Origin of the sequence: Microbacterium sp. NPDC080220 (assembly GCF_040686395.1) — a bacterium.
Classification (GTDB): Bacteria; Actinomycetota; Actinomycetes; order Actinomycetales; family Microbacteriaceae; genus Microbacterium; species Microbacterium gawkjiense.
This window is the reverse complement of the sequence record NZ_JBFBOP010000008.1, coordinates 13,472-30,701: the sequence shown is the minus strand read 5'-3', so window position 1 is coordinate 30,701 and position 17,230 is coordinate 13,472. Positions and strand designations below refer to the sequence as shown.

At 70.9% G+C, this 17,230-nt stretch carries 14 protein-coding genes; 3 read left to right on the top strand and 11 right to left on the bottom strand.

Translation table 11 applies throughout. The features are described 5' to 3' along the window. Positions 1 to 2 precede the first annotated feature (2 nt). The 10 genes from AB0P29_RS12525 to lepA form a co-directional block, all read right to left on the bottom strand. The gene (locus AB0P29_RS12525; RefSeq protein WP_217531464.1) at positions 3 to 1,325 is read right to left on the bottom strand and encodes a hemolysin family protein; all 1,323 of its coding nucleotides are present in this window, start codon (positions 1,323 to 1,325) and stop codon (positions 3 to 5) included. Next, positions 1,322 to 1,789 carry an rRNA maturation RNase YbeY gene (gene ybeY, locus AB0P29_RS12520; protein WP_064002183.1) on the bottom strand — a complete coding sequence of 156 codons (468 nt, stop codon included), beginning with the start codon at positions 1,787 to 1,789 and terminating at the stop codon, positions 1,322 to 1,324. The genes AB0P29_RS12525 and ybeY overlap by 4 nt, the downstream gene beginning before the upstream one ends. Further along, entirely contained in the window at positions 1,786 to 2,814 is a 1,029-nt protein-coding gene (locus AB0P29_RS12515; RefSeq protein WP_363380373.1) for a PhoH family protein, read from the bottom strand. Before AB0P29_RS12515 ends, ybeY begins: the two co-directional genes overlap by 4 nt. Before the next feature lie 46 nt (positions 2,815 to 2,860). Beyond that, complete coding sequence (locus AB0P29_RS12510; RefSeq protein WP_064002185.1) at positions 2,861 to 3,208, bottom strand: HIT domain-containing protein; 348 nt, start codon at positions 3,206 to 3,208, stop codon at positions 2,861 to 2,863. 44 nt (positions 3,209 to 3,252) lie between these two features. Next, complete coding sequence (locus AB0P29_RS12505; protein ID WP_359918864.1) at positions 3,253 to 3,990, bottom strand: 16S rRNA (uracil(1498)-N(3))-methyltransferase; 738 nt, start codon at positions 3,988 to 3,990, stop codon at positions 3,253 to 3,255. Positions 3,991 to 3,992: 2 nt separating this feature from the next. After that, entirely contained in the window at positions 3,993 to 5,108 is a 1,116-nt protein-coding gene (gene dnaJ, locus AB0P29_RS12500) for a molecular chaperone DnaJ (RefSeq protein ID WP_363380199.1), read from the bottom strand. Between the two features lie 31 nt (positions 5,109 to 5,139). After that, the gene (hrcA, locus tag AB0P29_RS12495) at positions 5,140 to 6,174 is read right to left on the bottom strand and encodes a heat-inducible transcriptional repressor HrcA (RefSeq protein ID WP_253034724.1); all 1,035 of its coding nucleotides are present in this window, start codon (positions 6,172 to 6,174) and stop codon (positions 5,140 to 5,142) included. A 70-nt stretch (positions 6,175 to 6,244) separates the two neighbouring features. Further along, positions 6,245 to 7,462, bottom strand: coding sequence for a radical SAM family heme chaperone HemW (gene hemW / locus AB0P29_RS12490; protein ID WP_363380197.1), 1,218 nt, complete (start codon positions 7,460 to 7,462; stop codon positions 6,245 to 6,247). Further along, entirely contained in the window at positions 7,462 to 8,112 is a 651-nt protein-coding gene (locus AB0P29_RS12485; protein WP_363380194.1) for a DUF1990 family protein, read from the bottom strand. Before AB0P29_RS12485 ends, hemW begins: the two co-directional genes overlap by 1 nt. Positions 8,113 to 8,121: 9 nt before the next feature. Beyond that, positions 8,122 to 9,972: a translation elongation factor 4 gene (gene lepA, locus AB0P29_RS12480; protein ID WP_064002191.1), complete on the bottom strand. Its 1,851-nt coding sequence runs from the start codon at positions 9,970 to 9,972 to the stop codon at positions 8,122 to 8,124. 270 nt (positions 9,973 to 10,242) lie between these two features. Here lepA and AB0P29_RS12475 point away from each other — a divergent pair, with 270 nt between their 5' ends. The 3 genes from AB0P29_RS12475 (at position 10,243) to rpsT (ending at position 16,127) form a co-directional block, all read left to right on the top strand. After that, on the top strand, positions 10,243 to 14,919 hold the full coding sequence (locus AB0P29_RS12475) for an ExeM/NucH family extracellular endonuclease (RefSeq protein WP_363380370.1): 4,677 nt from the start codon (positions 10,243 to 10,245) through the stop codon (positions 14,917 to 14,919). An 84-nt stretch (positions 14,920 to 15,003) separates the two neighbouring features. Further along, positions 15,004 to 15,738, top strand: a complete 735-nt coding sequence (locus AB0P29_RS12470; RefSeq protein ID WP_363380191.1) for an alpha/beta hydrolase — start codon at positions 15,004 to 15,006, stop codon at positions 15,736 to 15,738. 128 nt (positions 15,739 to 15,866) lie between these two features. After that, entirely contained in the window at positions 15,867 to 16,127 is a 261-nt protein-coding gene (gene rpsT, locus AB0P29_RS12465) for a 30S ribosomal protein S20 (RefSeq protein ID WP_064002194.1), read from the top strand. 63 nt (positions 16,128 to 16,190) lie between these two features. Here rpsT and holA read toward each other — a convergent pair whose 3' ends face one another. Next, a complete protein-coding gene (gene holA / locus AB0P29_RS12460) occupies positions 16,191 to 17,225 on the bottom strand; it encodes a DNA polymerase III subunit delta (RefSeq protein ID WP_253034719.1) in 1,035 nt (344 codons plus the stop codon). Positions 17,226 to 17,230 lie beyond the last annotated feature (5 nt).

The window sequence follows — 17,230 nt, the reverse complement described above, 5'->3', positions numbered from 1 at the left end:
GGTCACTCCGATCCCCGCGAGACGCGGATCTCTCCGGTGGTGGGTGCGAAGGCGCTCTCGGCGGCCTCCAGGCTCTCGGCGCGCTCGACGAACACGGTGGCGAGACCGCGGCCGCGACCGAGGGAGGTGCCGCCGGTCAGGATCAGGCCGCTGTGCTCGACGCGGGCGCCGGGCACCGGGACGCTGCCGAGCGCCTTGCCGAACAGGCCGCCGATCGAGTCGACGTCGTCGTCCTCGAGCTCGATGCCGAAGAGGTCGCCGACCTCGTCGAGCCCGAGGCGCGTGCTCACGCGGAAGCGGCCGTCGCCGAGGTCCGTGACCTCGCTCGTGCGCAGGTCGTACTCGTCGGCGATCTCCCCGACGAGCTCCTCGATGAGGTCTTCGAGGGTGACGAGCCCCGACACCCCGCCGTACTCGTCGACGACGAGGCAGACGTGCACGGCTTCGCGTTTCATCTGCTGCAGCAGCGTCTCGGCGCGCATCGACTCGGGCACGAAGACCGCCGGTCGGGCGATCTGCGCGACCGGCACGCCGCGCCACGCGGTCTCGTCGCGGTAGGCGAACTGGACGAGGTCCTTCAGGTACACGACACCGGTGATGTCGTCGGCCTCGCCGTCGGCGATCGGGATCCGCGAGACGCCCTTGTCGAGGAAGAGCGTCATCGCCTGCTGCGTCGTGGCCGCGGCATCCATCGTCACCATGTCGGTGCGCGGCACCATGACGGCGCGCACGAACCGGTCGGTGAAGTCGAACACGGAGTGGATGAGGTCGCGGTCGTCCGCCTCGATGAGGTCCTGCGAGGCGGCCTCGTCGACCATGCTGAGGAGCTGCTCCTCGGAGGCGAACGAAGCACCCCGGTGGATGCCGGGGGTCAGCCGGTCCCCTACGAGGACGAGGAGGTGCGCGAGGGGCCCGAGCACGATGCGTGCGCCGCGGATGAGCGGGGCACAGGCCCGCAGGAAGCCCTTCGCGTGCTGACGCCCGACGGCGCGCGGCGAGGCGCCGACGAGGACGAAGGAGGCGATCGTCATGAGGACGACGGCGGCGAGCATCGCCCACCAGATGTTGTCGAAGATCAGCGTGAACGCGACCGTCACGAGCACCGCGGCCGCCGTCTCGACGAGGATGCGGATGAACACGACCGCCGTGCGGTGGGCGTCGGGGTCGGCGGCGATCCGCCGCAGGGCCGTTCCCGAGCGCGCCTCGTCGGCGAGGTCGGCGAGGTCGGCGCGACCCGTCACGTCGAGCGCGGCCTCGAGCGAGGCCATCAGCCCGCCGAGCGCGACGAGCAGGCCCGCCGCGACGAGGAGGAGGATCTCGGTCATGCGCGCCGGCGGCGCTCGCTGGAGTGGAACGCGCCGATGAGCTCCTTCTGGAGTCCGAACATCTCGCGCTCCTCCTCGGGCTCGGCGTGGTCGAAGCCGAGCAGGTGGAGCAGTCCGTGCGTCGTCAGGAGGATGAGCTCGTCCATCGTGGAGTGCTTCGCCGCCTGCGCCTGGGTCTCGGCGACCTGCGGGCACAGCACGATGTCGCCGAGGAGCCCGGGAGGAGTGGGCGCCTCCTCGGTCCCGGGTCGCAGCTCGTCCATGGGGAAGCTCAGCACGTCGGTCGGACCGGGCTCGTCCATCCATTGCACGTGCAGCGCCTCCATCGCGCCCTCGTCGACGAGGAGGATCGCGACGTCCGCGTCGGGGCTGACGTGCAGTTCGGCGAAGTTGTGCTCGGTGAGGCGCAGCAGGACGGTCTCGTCGACTTCCACACCGGACTCGTTGGTGATCTCGATGGTCATGATCGTCCTCGCTTGGGCTGTCGATCTCGGGGGCCGGCGGGGCGCAGCCCCGTCCGGCGCTCGGCGCGGTTGGCGAACTCGCTCGCCTCGTCGCGCTCACGGCGTGCGGCGAGCTTCTCCTCGTCGTACGCGCTGTAGGCGTCGACGATGCGGCCCACCAGGGTGTGGCGCACGACGTCGTCGCTCGTCAGGCGCGCGAAGTGGATGTCGTCGATGTCCTTGAGCACCCGCGTGACGAGCCGGAGGCCCGACGCGCCCTGCGGCAGGTCGACCTGCGTGATGTCGCCCGTGACGACCATTCGCGTGCCGAACCCGAGACGGGTGAGGAACATCTTCATCTGCTCGGGCGTCGTGTTCTGCGCCTCGTCGAGGACGACGAAGGAGTCGTTCAGGGTGCGCCCGCGCATGTAGGCGAGGGGGGCGACCTCGATCGTTCCCGACGCCATGAGCTTCGGGACGAGCTCGGGGTCCATCATCTCGTTCAGCGCGTCGTAGAGCGGCCGCAGGTACGGGTCGATCTTGTCGGTCAGCGTGCCCGGCAGGAATCCGAGACGCTCCCCCGCTTCGACGGCGGGACGGGTCAGGATGATGCGGCTGACCTCCTTGCGCTGCAGCGCCTGGACGGCCTTGGCCATCGCGAGGTAGGTCTTACCGGTGCCGGCGGGGCCGATGCCGAAGACGATCGTGTTCTCCTCGATCGCGTCGACGTACTCCTTCTGGCCGAGCGTCTTGGGACGGATGACCTTGCCGCGCGAGGAGAGGATGGCTTCGCCGAGGACCTCGGAGGGACGCATCCCGCCGTTGTCCCGCAGGATGCGGCTCGACTGGGTGACGTCGCTCGGGTCGAGGCCCTGCCCCGCCCGCGCCATGCCGATGAGTTCGTCGACGAGTTCGCGGGCACGCGCCACGGCGTCGCCCTCGCCGGTGAGCGTGATCTCGTTGCCGCGGACGTGCACCTGCACGTCGGGGTGTTCGCGTTCGACGGTGCGCAGCAGGCGGTCCTGAGGACCCAGCAGCTGCACCATCGCGACGCCGTCCGCGTAGATACGGTCGACGGTGGGTTCGGTGCTGTCAGCCACCGAGGCTCCCTTCGCTGAGCCCGCCGCCCAGCACGTGGGCGTGGACGTGGAAGACGGTCTGACCGGCGCCGGGGCCGGTGTTGAAGATCAATCGGAAGTCGCCGTCGGCGTGCTCGGCGGCCAGGCTGTTCGCGAGCCCCACCAGCTCGGCGAGCAGGGCAGGGTCGCCCGCGGCGAGCTCGACGACGTCGCGGTACTGCTCGCTCTTGGGGATCACGAGCAGGTGCACGGGAGCCTGCGGGGCGATGTCGCGGATCGCGAACGCGTTCTCGGTCTCCGCGATGATCTCGGAGGGGATCTCACCCCGGAGGATGCGGGTGAACACCGACGACTCGCTCATCCTCCCAGTCTAGTCAGCGGCTCCCGGCGTCGGCCGGTGCCGACTCACCAGCGGCCGAGCGCCCGGTTGACCAGCGCGAGCGCCGCGGGACCGGCGGTCGAGGTGCGCAGAACCGTGTCGCCGAGCCGCACGAGGGTCGCGCCGGCGGCCTGCAACGCGTCGAGCTCGTCGGGCGAGATCCCGCCCTCGGGCCCGACGACGAGCAGCACGTCACGGGTGTCTGCGGCGTCGAGGTCGACCGCGGAGAGCGCAGCGGATGCCGTGGGTTCGAGCACCAGCATCCGTGCCGACTCGGCCTGCGAGACGAGTTGCCGCGTCGTCACCGGGTCGCCCACCTCGGGCAGCCAGGCACGGTGGGCCTGCTTGGCCGCCTCGCGGGCGATCGACTCCCAGCGTGCGACGCCCTTGGCGACCTTCGCGCCGTCCCACCGCGAGACGGACCGGGCTGCCTGCCACGGGAGGATCGCGTCGACGCCGAGTTCGGTCGCGGCCTGCACCGCGAGCTCGTCGCGATCACCCTTCGCGAGCGCCTGCACGAGCACCGTGCGCGGCGACGGCGCCGGGTGCTCCCGCCGCTCGACGACCTCGACGACGACCTCCTTCGGTGCGACCGAGGCGACGGTTCCCGTGAGCCAGAGGCCGCGGCCGTCGCCCACGGTCACCCCCTCCCCGACCCGGATGCGGCGCACGGCGGCCGCGTGGTGCGCCTCGGCGCCCGTCAGCCGGACGACGTCGCCCGGGCGGGCGGCACCGGCATCCTCGATCAGGAAGTGCAGGGCCACGGTCAGCGCTTGAACTTGCCGCGGAGCTTGGAGAACAGGCCCGGGTGGAACTCGGCGAGGTGCGGCGGCGCGGGGCGCGTGCGCTTGGCGAGCTCCTGGACGAGGGCCCGCGACTTGGGGTCGAGGTGCGACGGGGTGACCACCTGCACGGCGACGCGGAGGTCGCCGCGCTGCTCGCCGCGGAGCGGGGTGATGCCGCGCCCGCGGATGGTCACCTCGTCGCCCGCCTGGACACCCTGGCGGATCTCGAGGTCGACGGGGCCGTCGAGCGAATCGATCGTCACACTCGTGCCGAGGATCGCGTCGATCATCGACACCTCGAGGGTCGCGAGCAGATCGTCGCCGTCACGGCTGAAAACGTCGTGCGGAGCGACCGTCACCTCGAGGTACAGGTCGCCGTTCGGACCGCCGGCGGGGCCGACCTCGCCCGATCCGGGCAGCTGCAGGCGCAGTCCCGTCTCGACGCCGGCGGGGATGTCGATCGACACGGTGCGGCGCGCGCGCACACGGCCCTGGCCCTGACACGTGGAACACGGGTAGGGGATGGTCGTGCCGTAGCCCTGGCAGGTCGTGCAGGGCTGCGACGTGACGACGTTGCCGAGCAGGCTCCGCACGGTCCGCTGGATCTGCCCCGAGCCGTGGCAGATGTCGCAGGTCACCGGCTGGGTGCCGGGCTGGCAGCACGAGCCCTGGCAGGTCTCGCACAGCACCGCCGTGTCGACCTCGATGTCGCGGTGCACGCCGAAGACGACGTCGCCGAGGGTGAGGTCGACGCGCACGAGGGCGTCTTGGCCCCGCTCGCGACGCGAGCGCGGGCGTCCGGCACGCGTGCCCCCGCCGCCTCCGCCGAAGAACGTCTCGAAGATGTCGCTGAAGCCGCCGAACCCGGCCCCGGCGCCGCCGAACGCCCCGGAGTCGCCACCGAGGTCGTACCGCTGGCGCTGGTCGGGGTCGCTCAGCACGTCGTACGCGTGCGTCACGAGCTTGAACTGCTCGGACGCATCCTCTCCCGGGTTCACATCGGGGTGGAGCTGTCGCGCCAGTCGGCGGTACGCCTTCTTGATCTCCTCGGGGCTCGCGTCGCGCGCGACACCCAGGACCTCGTAGTGGTCAGCCACAATCACCTCTCCGGCCCGGAGGCCGATTCGTTCAGCGCGACTTCTCGTCTTCTTCGAGCAGACGCGTCAGATAGTGCGCGACGGCACGGACCGCCGCGAGATTGGTGGGGTAGTCCATGCGGGTCGGACCCAGCACGCCCACGCGCGCCTGCGAGCCGCCGGCGTCGTAGTCCCCCGCGACGACGGATGCCTCGGCGAGCCCGAACGGCTCGTTCTCGCGGCCGATGCTGGTCGCCAGTCCCCGGTCGTCCGCGACCATCTCGCCCATGAGGCGCAGGAGCGTCACCTGCTCCTCGATCGCCTCGAGCAGCGGGTAGATGCTGCCGCGGAAGTCCGCTTCGCGACGGGCGAGGGTCGCGGACCCGGCCATGACCATGCGGTCCGAGCGGAACTCGTCGAGCTCCTCGCCGATCGCGCGCAGGACGATCCGCCGGTTCTCCTCGCGGGGGGCCGGAGCCTCCTCCTCGAGGATGCGGGCGATCGCCGCGGCACCGTCGCGGACGCTCTTGCCGGTCAGCAGCGCGGCCATCGCGAGCTTGAGCTGCTCGGCCTCCTCGGCGGACGGCTCGGTCGCGAGGAACGCGACCCGCTGCGAGACCCGGCCGGTGTCGGTCACGACGATGATGACGATGCGGGTGCCGCCGAGGTGGACGACCTCGACGTGCGAGACGTTCGCCCGGGCGAACGACGGGTACTGCACGATCGCGACCTGTCCGGTGAGGCGGGTGAGCGTGCGGACCGTGCGGACGAGCAGGTCGTCGAGGTCGCCGGTGTCCTCCAGGAACGCGCCGATCGCGGAGCGCTGCGCGGAGGTCAGCGGACGGACCTCGGCGAGATGGTCGACGAAGACCCGGTACCCCTTGTCGGTGGGCACACGGCCCGACGACGTGTGCGGCGCGATGATGAGTTCCTCGTCCTCGAGGAGAGCCATGTCGTTGCGGATCGTGGCGGCGGACACACCGAACTGGTGGCGGTCGACGATCGCCTTGCTGCCGACGGGTTCCCGCGTGTCCACGTAGTCCTGGACGATCGCGCGCAACACCTGAAGACCGCGTTCCGAAACCATCATCCCTCCTCCGCTGGCACTCTCGATCTTGGAGTGCCAATTCTACCGCGCGCGGAGCGTTCTGCTCGGATCACTCGGTGAGCGCCCGCACGACGGCGTCGGCGAGAAGCCGCCCGCGGCGGGTCAGCACGATCGTGCCGTGGACCGCCGCCGCGCCGTCGACGAGCCCGTCGGCGATGAGGGATGCCACGTTCCGCCGCCCGGCGGCCGTCGCCTCGTCCACGGCCACCCCGTCGACGATGCGCGAGCGCAGCAGGATGTCCTCGAGGCGGCGGGCCTCGGCATCCGGTCGCTCCCGTCCGGCCGCCGGCGACTGTCCCGCCGCGAGGCGCTGCGCGTACGCCGCGGGGTGCTTCACGTTCCACCACCGGAGTCCGCCGATGTGACTGTGGGCGCCCGGGCCGTACCCCCACCAGTCCTGGCCGCGCCAGTACGACAGGTTGTGGCGGGACCGCTGCGCGCGGTTCGTCGCCCAGTTCGAGACCTCGTACCACCCGTATCCCGCCGCGGCGAGCAGTTCGTCGGCCAGCTCGTACATGTCGGCCTGCAGATCGTCATCGGGAGCGGGCACCTCGCCGCGGCGGATCTGCCGCTCGAGTTTCGTGCCGTCCTCGACGATGAGCGCGTAGGCCGAGACGTGATCGGGTGCGAGGGCCGTCGCCGTCTCGAGCGAGGTCCGCCAGTCCTCCAGCGACTCCCCCGGAGCGCCGTAGATGAGGTCGAGGCTGACCGCCAGCCCCGCGTTCCGTGCCGCGGCGACCGCGGTGGCGATGTTCGCGGGGTCGTGGGTGCGGTCGAGGGCGGCGAGGACGTGCGGGACAGCCGACTGCATGCCGATCGACAGGCGTGTCACACCGGCGGCCGCGAGGGTCTCGGCCACGGCGTCCGTCATCGTGTCGGGGTTCGCCTCGACCGTCACCTCGGCACCGTCCGCCAGACCGAAGGCCTCCCGGACGCCGTCGAGCATGCGCGCCAGGTCGCCGGGCGGCAGGAGCGTCGGGGTGCCGCCGCCGAAGAACACCGTCTGCGCGGGGCGGAGCGGTCCGCGTTCGGCCAGCACGCGCCGGGAGATCGCGATCTCGCGCAGGACCTCGTCGGCGTACGCGTCCTGTCGGGCGCCGCGCAGTTCGGTCGCCGTGTAGGTGTTGAAGTCGCAGTAGCCGCAGCGGACGCGGCAGAACGGGACGTGCAGGTAGACGCCGAAGTCGACGTCGTCCGACACGCGCACGTCGGCGGGCAGTGCGCCGTCGAGAGGAGCGGGATCGCCGAGGGGAAGGGCCGAGCCCATCAGGAGCCGGTGGCGTACATCGGCGACATCGCCTGCAGGTACCCCTGGAACAGGGCGCGACGCCGACGCTTCACCAGCGGACGCCAGAGGCGGTAGAGCACGCCGGTCGGCTTGTCGAAGGCGCGGACCGTGAACCAGACCTCGTCGTCGTCGCGCCATTCGAGCAGGAAGGACTCCTCGCCGCTGACGACGGATCCACCGACGGTGCCGAGCGAGAACCCGACCCGACGCGGCTCGTCGACGACCGAGATGACCCGGAGTTCGGCATCCGCCCGCATCCCGCCGACGCGCCCTCGAAGGTGCACGGTCGTCCCGGCGCTCGCGAACGGCACGCCGTCGGCGTCGAAACGCTGGTCGTCGTCGAGACGGCTGGGCTGGATGGCGTTGCCGTCGGCGTCGAAGCCGACACCGGAGTACATCGGACCGGATGCCGGGCGCACATCGGTCACCTGGAGACCCGCCCCCCGCTGCGCTCCCCACCCGAGGAGCGATTCGGTCGAGGTGACGAAACGGCTCTCACCGCTGCCGAGACGCCACGACGCCTCCGCCGGGGTCGTGCCCTTCGGCGGATAGCCCATGAGATCGGGGGCCTGCGTGGCCCCGACGGCGGCGTAGTCGACGGTCCCTGCCTGGAAACTCCCGCGGCGCATCGTGCCAGCCTACTTCTTGTCCTTGCCCTCGACGTCTCCCGAGAGCGCGGCGATGAACGCCTCCTGGGGGACCTCGACGCGGCCGACCATCTTCATGCGCTTCTTGCCCTCCTTCTGCTTCTCCAGCAGCTTGCGCTTACGGGTGATGTCACCGCCGTAGCACTTCGCGAGGACGTCCTTGCGGATCGCGCGGATGTTCTCGCGGGCGATGATGCGGGCGCCGATCGCGGCCTGGATGGGGACCTCGAACTGCTGACGCGGGATGAGCTTGCGCAGCCGCTCGGTCATCATCGTCCCGTAGGCGTAGGCCTTCTCACGGTGGACGATCGAGCTGAACGCGTCGACCTTCTCGCCCTGCAGCAGGATGTCGACCTTGACGAGGTCGGCGGTCTGAGAACCGGCCGGCTCGTAGTCGAGGCTCGCGTAGCCCTGCGTCTTGGACTTCAGGTGGTCGAAGAAGTCGAAGACGATCTCGCCGAGGGGCATGTTGTAGCGCAGCTCGACGCGGTCCTCGCTGAGGTAGTCCATGCCGAGCAGGGTGCCGCGGCGGGACTGGCAGAGCTCCATGACGGTGCCGACGTAGTCCTTCGGCAGGAGGATGCCGACCTTCACGACCGGCTCGGAGACCTCGGCGACGCGGCCGTCGGGGTACTCGGACGGGTTCGTCACCGTCACGGTCTCGCCGGTGTCGGTCATCACCTCGTACGTCACGGACGGCGCGGTCGTGATGAGGTCGAGTCCGAACTCGCGCGCGAGGCGCTCGGTGATGATCTCGAGGTGCAGCAGACCGAGGAAGCCGCAGCGGAATCCGAACCCGAGGGCGACCGAGGTCTCCGGCTCGTACTGCAGCGAGGCATCCGACAGCTTCAGCTTGTCGAGCGCCTCACGGAGCTCGGCGTAGTCGCTGCCGTCGATCGGGTAGATGCCCGAGAAGACCATGGGCTTCGGGTCGGTGTACCCCGCGAGCGCCTCGGATGCGGGCTTGCGGTGGTTGGTGATCGTGTCGCCGACCTTGGACTGGCGGACGTCCTTCACACCGGTGATGAGGTAGCCCACCTCGCCGACGCCGAGACCCTTGGTGGGCACGGGCTCGGGGCTCGACACCCCGATCTCGAGGAGGTCGTGGGCCGCCTTCGACGACATCATCTGGATCCGCTCGCGCGGCTCGAGCTTGCCGTCGACCATCCGCACGTACGTCACGACGCCACGGTAGGCGTCGTAGACCGAGTCGAAGATCATGGCCCGGGCGGGGGCGTCGGCATCCCCGACGGGTGCGGGGATGCGCTCGACGATGCGGTCGAGGAGGGCCTCGACCCCCATGCCGGTCTTGCCGCTCACCTTGAGCACGTCGGCCGGGTCGCCGCCGATGAGGTTCGCGAGCTCGGCGGCGTACTTCTCCGGGTCCGCCGCGGGCAGGTCGATCTTGTTGAGGACCGGGATGATCTCCAGGTCGTTCTCGAGGGCGAGGTAGAGGTTGGCGAGGGTCTGCGCCTCGATGCCCTGCGCCGCGTCGACGAGGAGGATCGCTCCCTCGCAGGCGGCGAGCGACCGGCTGACCTCGTAGGTGAAGTCCACGTGGCCGGGCGTGTCGATCATGTTGAGGGCGAACGTGCCGTCGGCGGTGGCCCACGGCATCCGGACCGCCTGGCTCTTGATGGTGATGCCGCGCTCGCGCTCGATGTCCATGCGGTCGAGGTACTGGGCACGCATGTCGCGGTCGGCGACCACGCCGGTGATCTGCAGCATGCGGTCGGCCAGGGTGGACTTGCCGTGGTCGATGTGGGCGATGATGCAGAAGTTGCGGAGCTGCGCGGGCGGCGTGGCCGCGGGCTGCAGGGGCTGGAGGGCGCGGGGTGACATGACCAGCCGAGTCTACCGGCGCACGGCCGCGCGGCCGGCCCGAGATCCGGCACGATAGCCGCCGCGTCGACGACACGCCAGTGGCCCGCCGCATGAGAAAGAGTTAACCGATCTGACACTTGCGGGGCCGCGAGACCGACCGAATGCTCAATGTGGCGGTCGGTTCCTGCGCGATAAGCCCCGCGCCCGTGCCGCTTCGGGAGATCCCACGTGTCGAACCCACCCGTTCCTGCGCACGCGTCACCGTCCGCTTTCCGTCGCACCAGCGCCCTGCTCACGGTCACCGCCGTGACGACCGCGGGTCTCGCCCTCGTGCCGAGCGCGGCGAACGCCGCCGTGTCGGCCGACGCGCCCGTCGTCATCTCGGAGGTGTACGGCGGCGGCGGCAACAGCGGCGCCGCCGTCAACCGGGACTTCGTGGAGCTCGCCAACACCGGCGACGCGGCGATCGACCTGAGCGGCTTCAGCGTGCAGTACGCCTCCGCGACGGGAGCCACGTGGCAGGTCACGAAGCTCGGCGACATCGACCTCCCTGCGGGCGAGAACCTGCTCATCGGTCAGGCCTTCGGGAGCAACACGTCGCTCCCCGCGTTCGAGGCCGACGTCGACGGCTCGATCGCGATGAGCGGCAGCGGCGCGAAGGTCGCCCTGGTCTCCACCGAGGCGGCACTGACCGGCAGCACCGGGATCGCCGATCTGGACCAGGTCGTCGACCTGGTCGGCTGGGGCAGCACCGCCTCGGCCTTCGCCGGCTCCGCGCCGGCGCCCGGGACCTCGAACGCGACGAGCATCTCCCGCGACGAGGACGCCTCGAACACGGCTGACAACGCGGCGGACTTCACCGCCGGCACACCCACGCCCACCGGGCTCGGCGCGGACGTCGACCCCGAGCCGGAACCGGAACCCGAACCCGAGCCGCAGGTCGCGACGATCGCCGAGATTCAGGGCGAGACGGATGCCTCCCCGCTCGCGGGCCGCACCGTCACCACGACCGGCGTGGTCACGGCGCACTACCCCACCGGCGGCTACAACGGCTACGTCATCCAGACGCCCGGCACGGGCGGCGCACTCGATCTCGACGCGCACACCGCCTCCGACGCCGTCTTCGTCTACGCGCCCGGCGCCGTCCGCGAGGTCGCGCTCGGCGACACCGTGTCGGTCACCGGCGTCGTGTCGGAGTTCGACGGGCTGACCGAGATCACCGTGGAGCCGGGCGGCGCCGACGTCATCGACGACGCCGCGGCGCCCACGCCCGCGACGATCGGCTGGCCGACGACGGCGGCGCAGCGCGAGTCGCTCGAGTCGATGCTCGTCGCCCCGGAAGGCGCGTTCACCGTCAGTGACACCTACAGCACGAACCGCTTCGGCGAGGTGGGTCTGGCCGCGGGCGACACCCCCCTGCGACAGCCCACCGACGCCGCCCGCCCGGGCACTGACGCCGCGGCCGCGGTGGCCGCCGACAACGCCGCGCGCGGTGTGCGCCTCGACGACGGCGCCGGGATCGACTACACGTCGGGGGCCAACCGCGCGCTGACCCCGGCGTACGTCTCGCTCACCGAGCCCGTCACCGTGGGTGCCGGGGTGTCCTTCACCGCGCCGTTGATCGTCGATTACCGCAACGGCACGTGGAAGCTGAACCCGACCGAGCCGCTCGTCGGCGACGGCACGGGAGCCGACGAGGTCGTCTTCGAGAACGTCCGCACCGACGCGCCGGAGGACGTCGGCGGGGACCTGTCGATCGCGTCGTTCAACGTCCTCAACTACTTCACGACCCTCGGCACGGACTCGGCGAGCTGCGAGGCCTACCCCGACCGGTTCGGCGATGGAGTCACCGTCCGCGACGGCTGCGCCCAGCGCGGCGCGTGGGACGCCGCCGACCTGGAGCGTCAGCAGGCCAAGCTCGTCGAGGCCATCACCTCGGTGGACGCCGCCGTGATCGGTCTCATGGAGATCGAGAACTCCGCCGCCCTCGGCGAGGAGAAGGACGAGGCGACCGCCACGCTCGTCGACGCGCTGAACGCGGAGGCGGGTGCCGACACCTGGGCCTTCGTCCCTTCGTCAGCAGATCTCCCCCCGGCATCCGAGCAGGACGTCATCACCAACGCGATCATCTACCAGCCCGCCCTCGTCTCCCCCGTGGGCGCCGCGCGCGCCCTGGGCGACCAGAGCGCCGACGGCGAGGCGTTCGGCAACGCGCGGGAGCCCCTCGCGCAGGTGTTCGAGCCGGCCGCCGGCGGCGACCCGTTCCTGTTCGTCGTGAACCACTTCAAGTCGAAGGGATCGGTCGGCCCCTGGCCGGGCGACGCCGACACCGGCGACGGCCAGGGAACGTCGAACGAGTCGCGCGTGCGCCAGGCGACGGCGCTGCGCGACTGGGTCGCGGAGATCCAGGGCGACGTGGATGCGGTGGCCCTCGCCGGCGACTTCAACTCGTACAGCCAGGAGGACCCGCTGCAGGTGCTCTACGAGGCCGGGTACGTGGATGCCGAGCAGGCGTTCGACCTCGACTCGTCGTCGTACAGCTTCTCGGGGCTCGCGGGCTCGCTCGACCACGTCCTGCTGAACGAGGCGGCGCTCGCCCGCTCCACCGAAGCGGACATCTGGAACATCAACTCCGGAGAGTCGATCGCCCTCGAGTACAGCCGCTTCCGCACCCACGGCACCGAGTTCTACTCGGCCGACCCGTTCCGTTCGAGCGATCACGATCCGGTCATCGTCGGAATGGATGCGGATGCCGCACCCGTGCAGCTGACCCTTCTCGGGATCAACGACTTCCACGGACGCATCGACGGCAACACCGTCGCGTTCGCGGGGACCGTCGAAGAGCTGCGGAAGGCCGCATCCGGCCCCACGCTGTTCCTGTCGGCCGGCGACAACATCGGCGCCTCGCTGTTCGCGTCGTCCGTGGCGCAGGACGAGCCCACGATCGACGTCCTGAACGCCCTGGGTCTGCACGCGAGCGCGGTCGGCAACCACGAGTTCGACCGCGGCTTCGCCGACCTGTCGGGTCGGGTGTCGGACGCGTTCGACGCGCCGCAACTGGGTGCGAACGTCTACGAGAAGGGCACGACGACCCCGGCGCTCGACGAGTACGCGCTGCTGGAGGCCGACGGACTGACGGTCGGCGTCATCGGCGCCGTCACGGAGGAGACCCCGACGCTCGTCACGCCGACCGGCATCGAGTCGGTGGACTTCGGCGACCCGGTCGAGGCGGTCAACCGCGTCGCCGCGCAGCTGACCGACGGCGACGCCTCCAACGGCGAGGCGGACGTCATCGTCGCGCTCTACCACGAGGGCGCCGGAGCCGGCACGCCGGACGGCGCGACCCTCGAGGAGGAGGTCGCCGCGGGCGGCGCCTTCGGAGCGATCATCGAGGACACCTCCCCCGAGGTCGACGCCATCTTCACCGGTCACACGCACAAGGAGTACGCGTGGTCGGCACCGATTCCCGGCACGGACCGGACGCGTCCCGTCGTGCAGACCGGCTCGTACGGCGCCAAGATCGGTGAGATCACCTTGACGGTGGATGCCGCCACAGGTGAGGTCTCGGCGCACACCGAGCGCAACGTCGCCCGGACGACAACCCCCGCCGCCGACCTCGTCGCCGCCTACCCGCGGGTCGCGGAGGTCGACCGCATCACGAAGGCCGCGCTGGCGAACGCCGCCGCGGTCGGCAACACCGAAGTCGGTCAGGTCTCGGGCGACATCACGACCGCCTACAGCGGCGGATCGTACGTCGACGGTGTCTACACCGGCGGATCGCGCGACAACCGGGCGGCGGAGTCGACGCTCGGCAACACCGTCGCCAACATGCTCCGCGACAGCCTCGCGGACCTGCCGAACGGCGCCGTCATCGGCGTCACCAACCCGGGTGGTCTGCGCGCCGATCTGTTCGACACGCAGGCCGAGTTCGGCGCCGGTGCGGTCGCGGGTCTCGCGGACGGATCGATCTCGTTCAGCCAGGCGAACGCGGTGCTCCCGTTCAACAACACGCTCGCGCTGGTCACCCTCACGGGTGAGGAGTTCACGACGATGCTCGAGCAGCAGTGGCAGCGGGATGCCGCGGGCAACGTCCCCCAGCGCCCCTACCTGCAGCTGGGACTCTCGGACAACGTCTCGTACACCTACGACCCGGCACTGCCGGAGGGTGAGCGCATCACGTCCGTGACGGTCGACGGGGCTCCGATCGATCCCGAAGGGACCTACCGCATCGGCACGTTCTCGTTCCTCGCGGCCGGCGGCGACAACTTCCGCGCCTTCACGGAGGGCGAGGACTACGTCGACACAGGTCTGCTCGACTACGAGGCGTGGGTCGACTACCTCGCCGAGGGGTCGCCCGTCGCCCCGTCGTTCGCGAAGCACGGTGTGCAGGTCTCGGGCGTGCCCGAGACGGTCGCCGCGGGCGAGACGGTGTCGTTCCAGGTGGCCGGGCTCGACCTGACCAGCAAGGGCGCCCCCGCCAACGCCGAGGTCTCGGTGAGCCTGGGCGAGCAGGTGCTCGGCACGGCGCCGGTGTCGGAGGGCGCGGCATCCGTCAGCGTCACCCTGCCCGCCGGAACGCCCGCCGGCGCCGCGCAGCTGACCGTGACCGCCGCCCCCAGCGGCACGGTCGTGCAGGTGCCCGTCACCGTCGAGGAGGCGGCGGAGCCCGCCGCGGTGACGAGGACGCGGCTGGTGGCCGTGACGCCGGTCCACATCAACCGGTTCCTGCCGACGACGCTCGTCGCGATCGTCACGCAGGAGGGCGGCCGCGCCGAGGGCGTCGTCGAGTTCCGCGAGGGCGACACCGTGATCGCGACGGCGGAGGTCCGCCGCGGCACCGCGTCGACGACGCTCGGCCGGCTGTCCCGCGGGACGCACACCTACACGGCGACCTTCGTCCCCGACGACCCGACCGTCGCCGAGGGATCGGAGAGCAAGGCTGTGAAGGTGCGCGTCCTCTTCTGATCGGACGCATCCGGAACGGGGGCGGATCCATGGATCCGCCCCCGTTTCCGCGTCGAAGGGGCGCCGGATTCGTAGGCTGAGGGGATGACGCCTCAGGTGGTGTTCGTGCACGGCATCCGGACCTCCGCGACGATGTGGCGCGCGCAGGTGGAGCATCTCACCGCGGCGGGCGTCGGCGCGATCGCCGTCGACCTGCCAGGGCACGGTCGCCGGATGAGCGAGACGTTCACGCTGGCCGGCGCGTTCGAGACGATCGACACCGCGGTGAGGGATGCCGCGGCCCGCGGCCCCGTGCTGTTGGTCGCGCACTCGATGGGTGGGCTGGTGGCGATCGAGTACATGGGCCGTGAGGAGCCCCCGCCCGTGGATGCGTTCATCGCCGCCGGCTGCACGTCGATCCCCCGCGGCGCCGGCCTCGCGATCTATCGGGCACTGGCGCGGGGGTTCGATCGCCTGCCCCGACGCGGTCAGCCGCTCGCCGACCTCGTGCTCGACCGGACGCTCCCACCCGAGACACGGGCGGACTTCGGCGCCGGCGGCTACGCGTACGACACGCAGGACGTCGCTCTGCGCAGCCTGTCGGTCCTCGACCTCGTCGTCGCGCTGCAGCGGATCTCCGTTCCCCTGTGGTTCGTGAACGGGCAGTGGGACCAGCTGCGGCTCAACGAGCGCCTGTTCACGAAGCTCAAGCCCGAGGCGGAGCTCATCGTCGTGCCCCGGACATCCCATCTCGTCACCGCGATGCGGCCCCGTGTGTTCAACGCGATCGTGGACCTGGCGCTGGCGACGATGGCGCGGGACCGGCCGACTTCGGGATGAGGCGCGCACCTGATAGAATCGGTTTTTGGCTTGCGTGTGGGTTCCTCCCTCACACGACCGCTGCGTGACAGCCCTCTTCTGTCGCCGGCACTTCCAACCGATAACTCCGAACGAAAGATACGTCGAACGTGGCGAACATCAAGTCGCAGATCAAGCGCAACAAGACCAACGAGAAGGCCCGCGAGCGCAACAAGGCCGTGAAGAGCGAGCTGCGGACCGTCGTCCGTCAGACCCGTGAGGCCATCTCGGCCGGCGACAAGGCCGCTGCCGAGAAGGCGCTGCTCAAGGCCACCAAGAAGCTCGACAAGGCCGTCAGCAAGGGCGTCATCCACGAGAACCAGGCGGCCAACCGCAAGTCCTCGATCGCCAAGCAGGTCGCCGCTCTCTGAGCCGCAACTCTCCCGAAGGCCCGTCCTCCTGGGGGCGGGCCTTCGTCGTTCCCGGATGTGGTCTCAGGCGCCGTAGGGCGCGCGCGTCGCGACGACGGTGACGAGCCGCTCGACCGCGAAGACGGCGTCGCGGGACGCGCCCTTCACCTCGGCATCCGCTCGCGCGGCCGCCTGGATGGCGATGCCGAGCGACGATTCCGTCCAGCCGGCGAGGTCGCGGCGGGCCCGGTCGACCTGCCAGTCCTTCATGCCGATGCGCGCGGCGAGGGCGCCGGACGGTTCGCGGGATCCGGCCACGCGGGCCATGGTGCGCAGCTTCGACGCGATGGCGGCGACCATCGGGACCGGGTCGGCGCCCGAGGCGAGGGCGTGCCGGAGGGTGATGAGGGCGTCGCCGTAGCGACCCGCGATGGCCGTGTCGGCGACAGCGAACGCGGTGGTCTCGACGCGACCGCCGTAGTAGCGGGTGACGACCTGCTCGGTGATGTCACCCTCGACGTCCGAGATGAGCTGCTGGCAGGCGGCCGCGAGCTCGGTGAGATCGTCGGAGAACGCCGACACGAGGGCGCGGAGGGCGGGTGGCGCGATGCGACGCTTCGCGGCCTGGAACTCCCCCGCCGCGAAGTCGAACCTGTCGGAGTCGCGCTTGACGGCGGGGCAGGCGATCTCGATGCCGCCGCCGACACCCGAGCGGATCGTGTCGAGCAGCTTCTTGCCGCGGACGCTCGCACCGGTGTGGCGGAGCACGATCGTCGCACCGTCCTGCGGCGCCTCGAGGTAGCGGAGCGCCTCGGCGAGGAACGCGTCGGAACACTTCTCGACGCCCGACACCCGGACGAGCCGCGGTTCACCGAACAGCGACGGCGACGAGACGGCCAGCAGCGTGCCGGGCGCGTAGTCGTCGGCACGGACGTCGGTGACCTCGAGACTCGGATCCTCGGCGCGGAGGTAGTCGCGGATGCCGGCGGTCGCCCGCTCAGCGCAGACCTCTTCAGGACCGGAGACGAGCACGACCGGTGCCGGCTGCGGCGCCCGCCAGGAGATCTGCGGGATCGCCGACTTCGTCGTCTTCGCGGCGGGACGACGGGGGCTCGGCATGATGT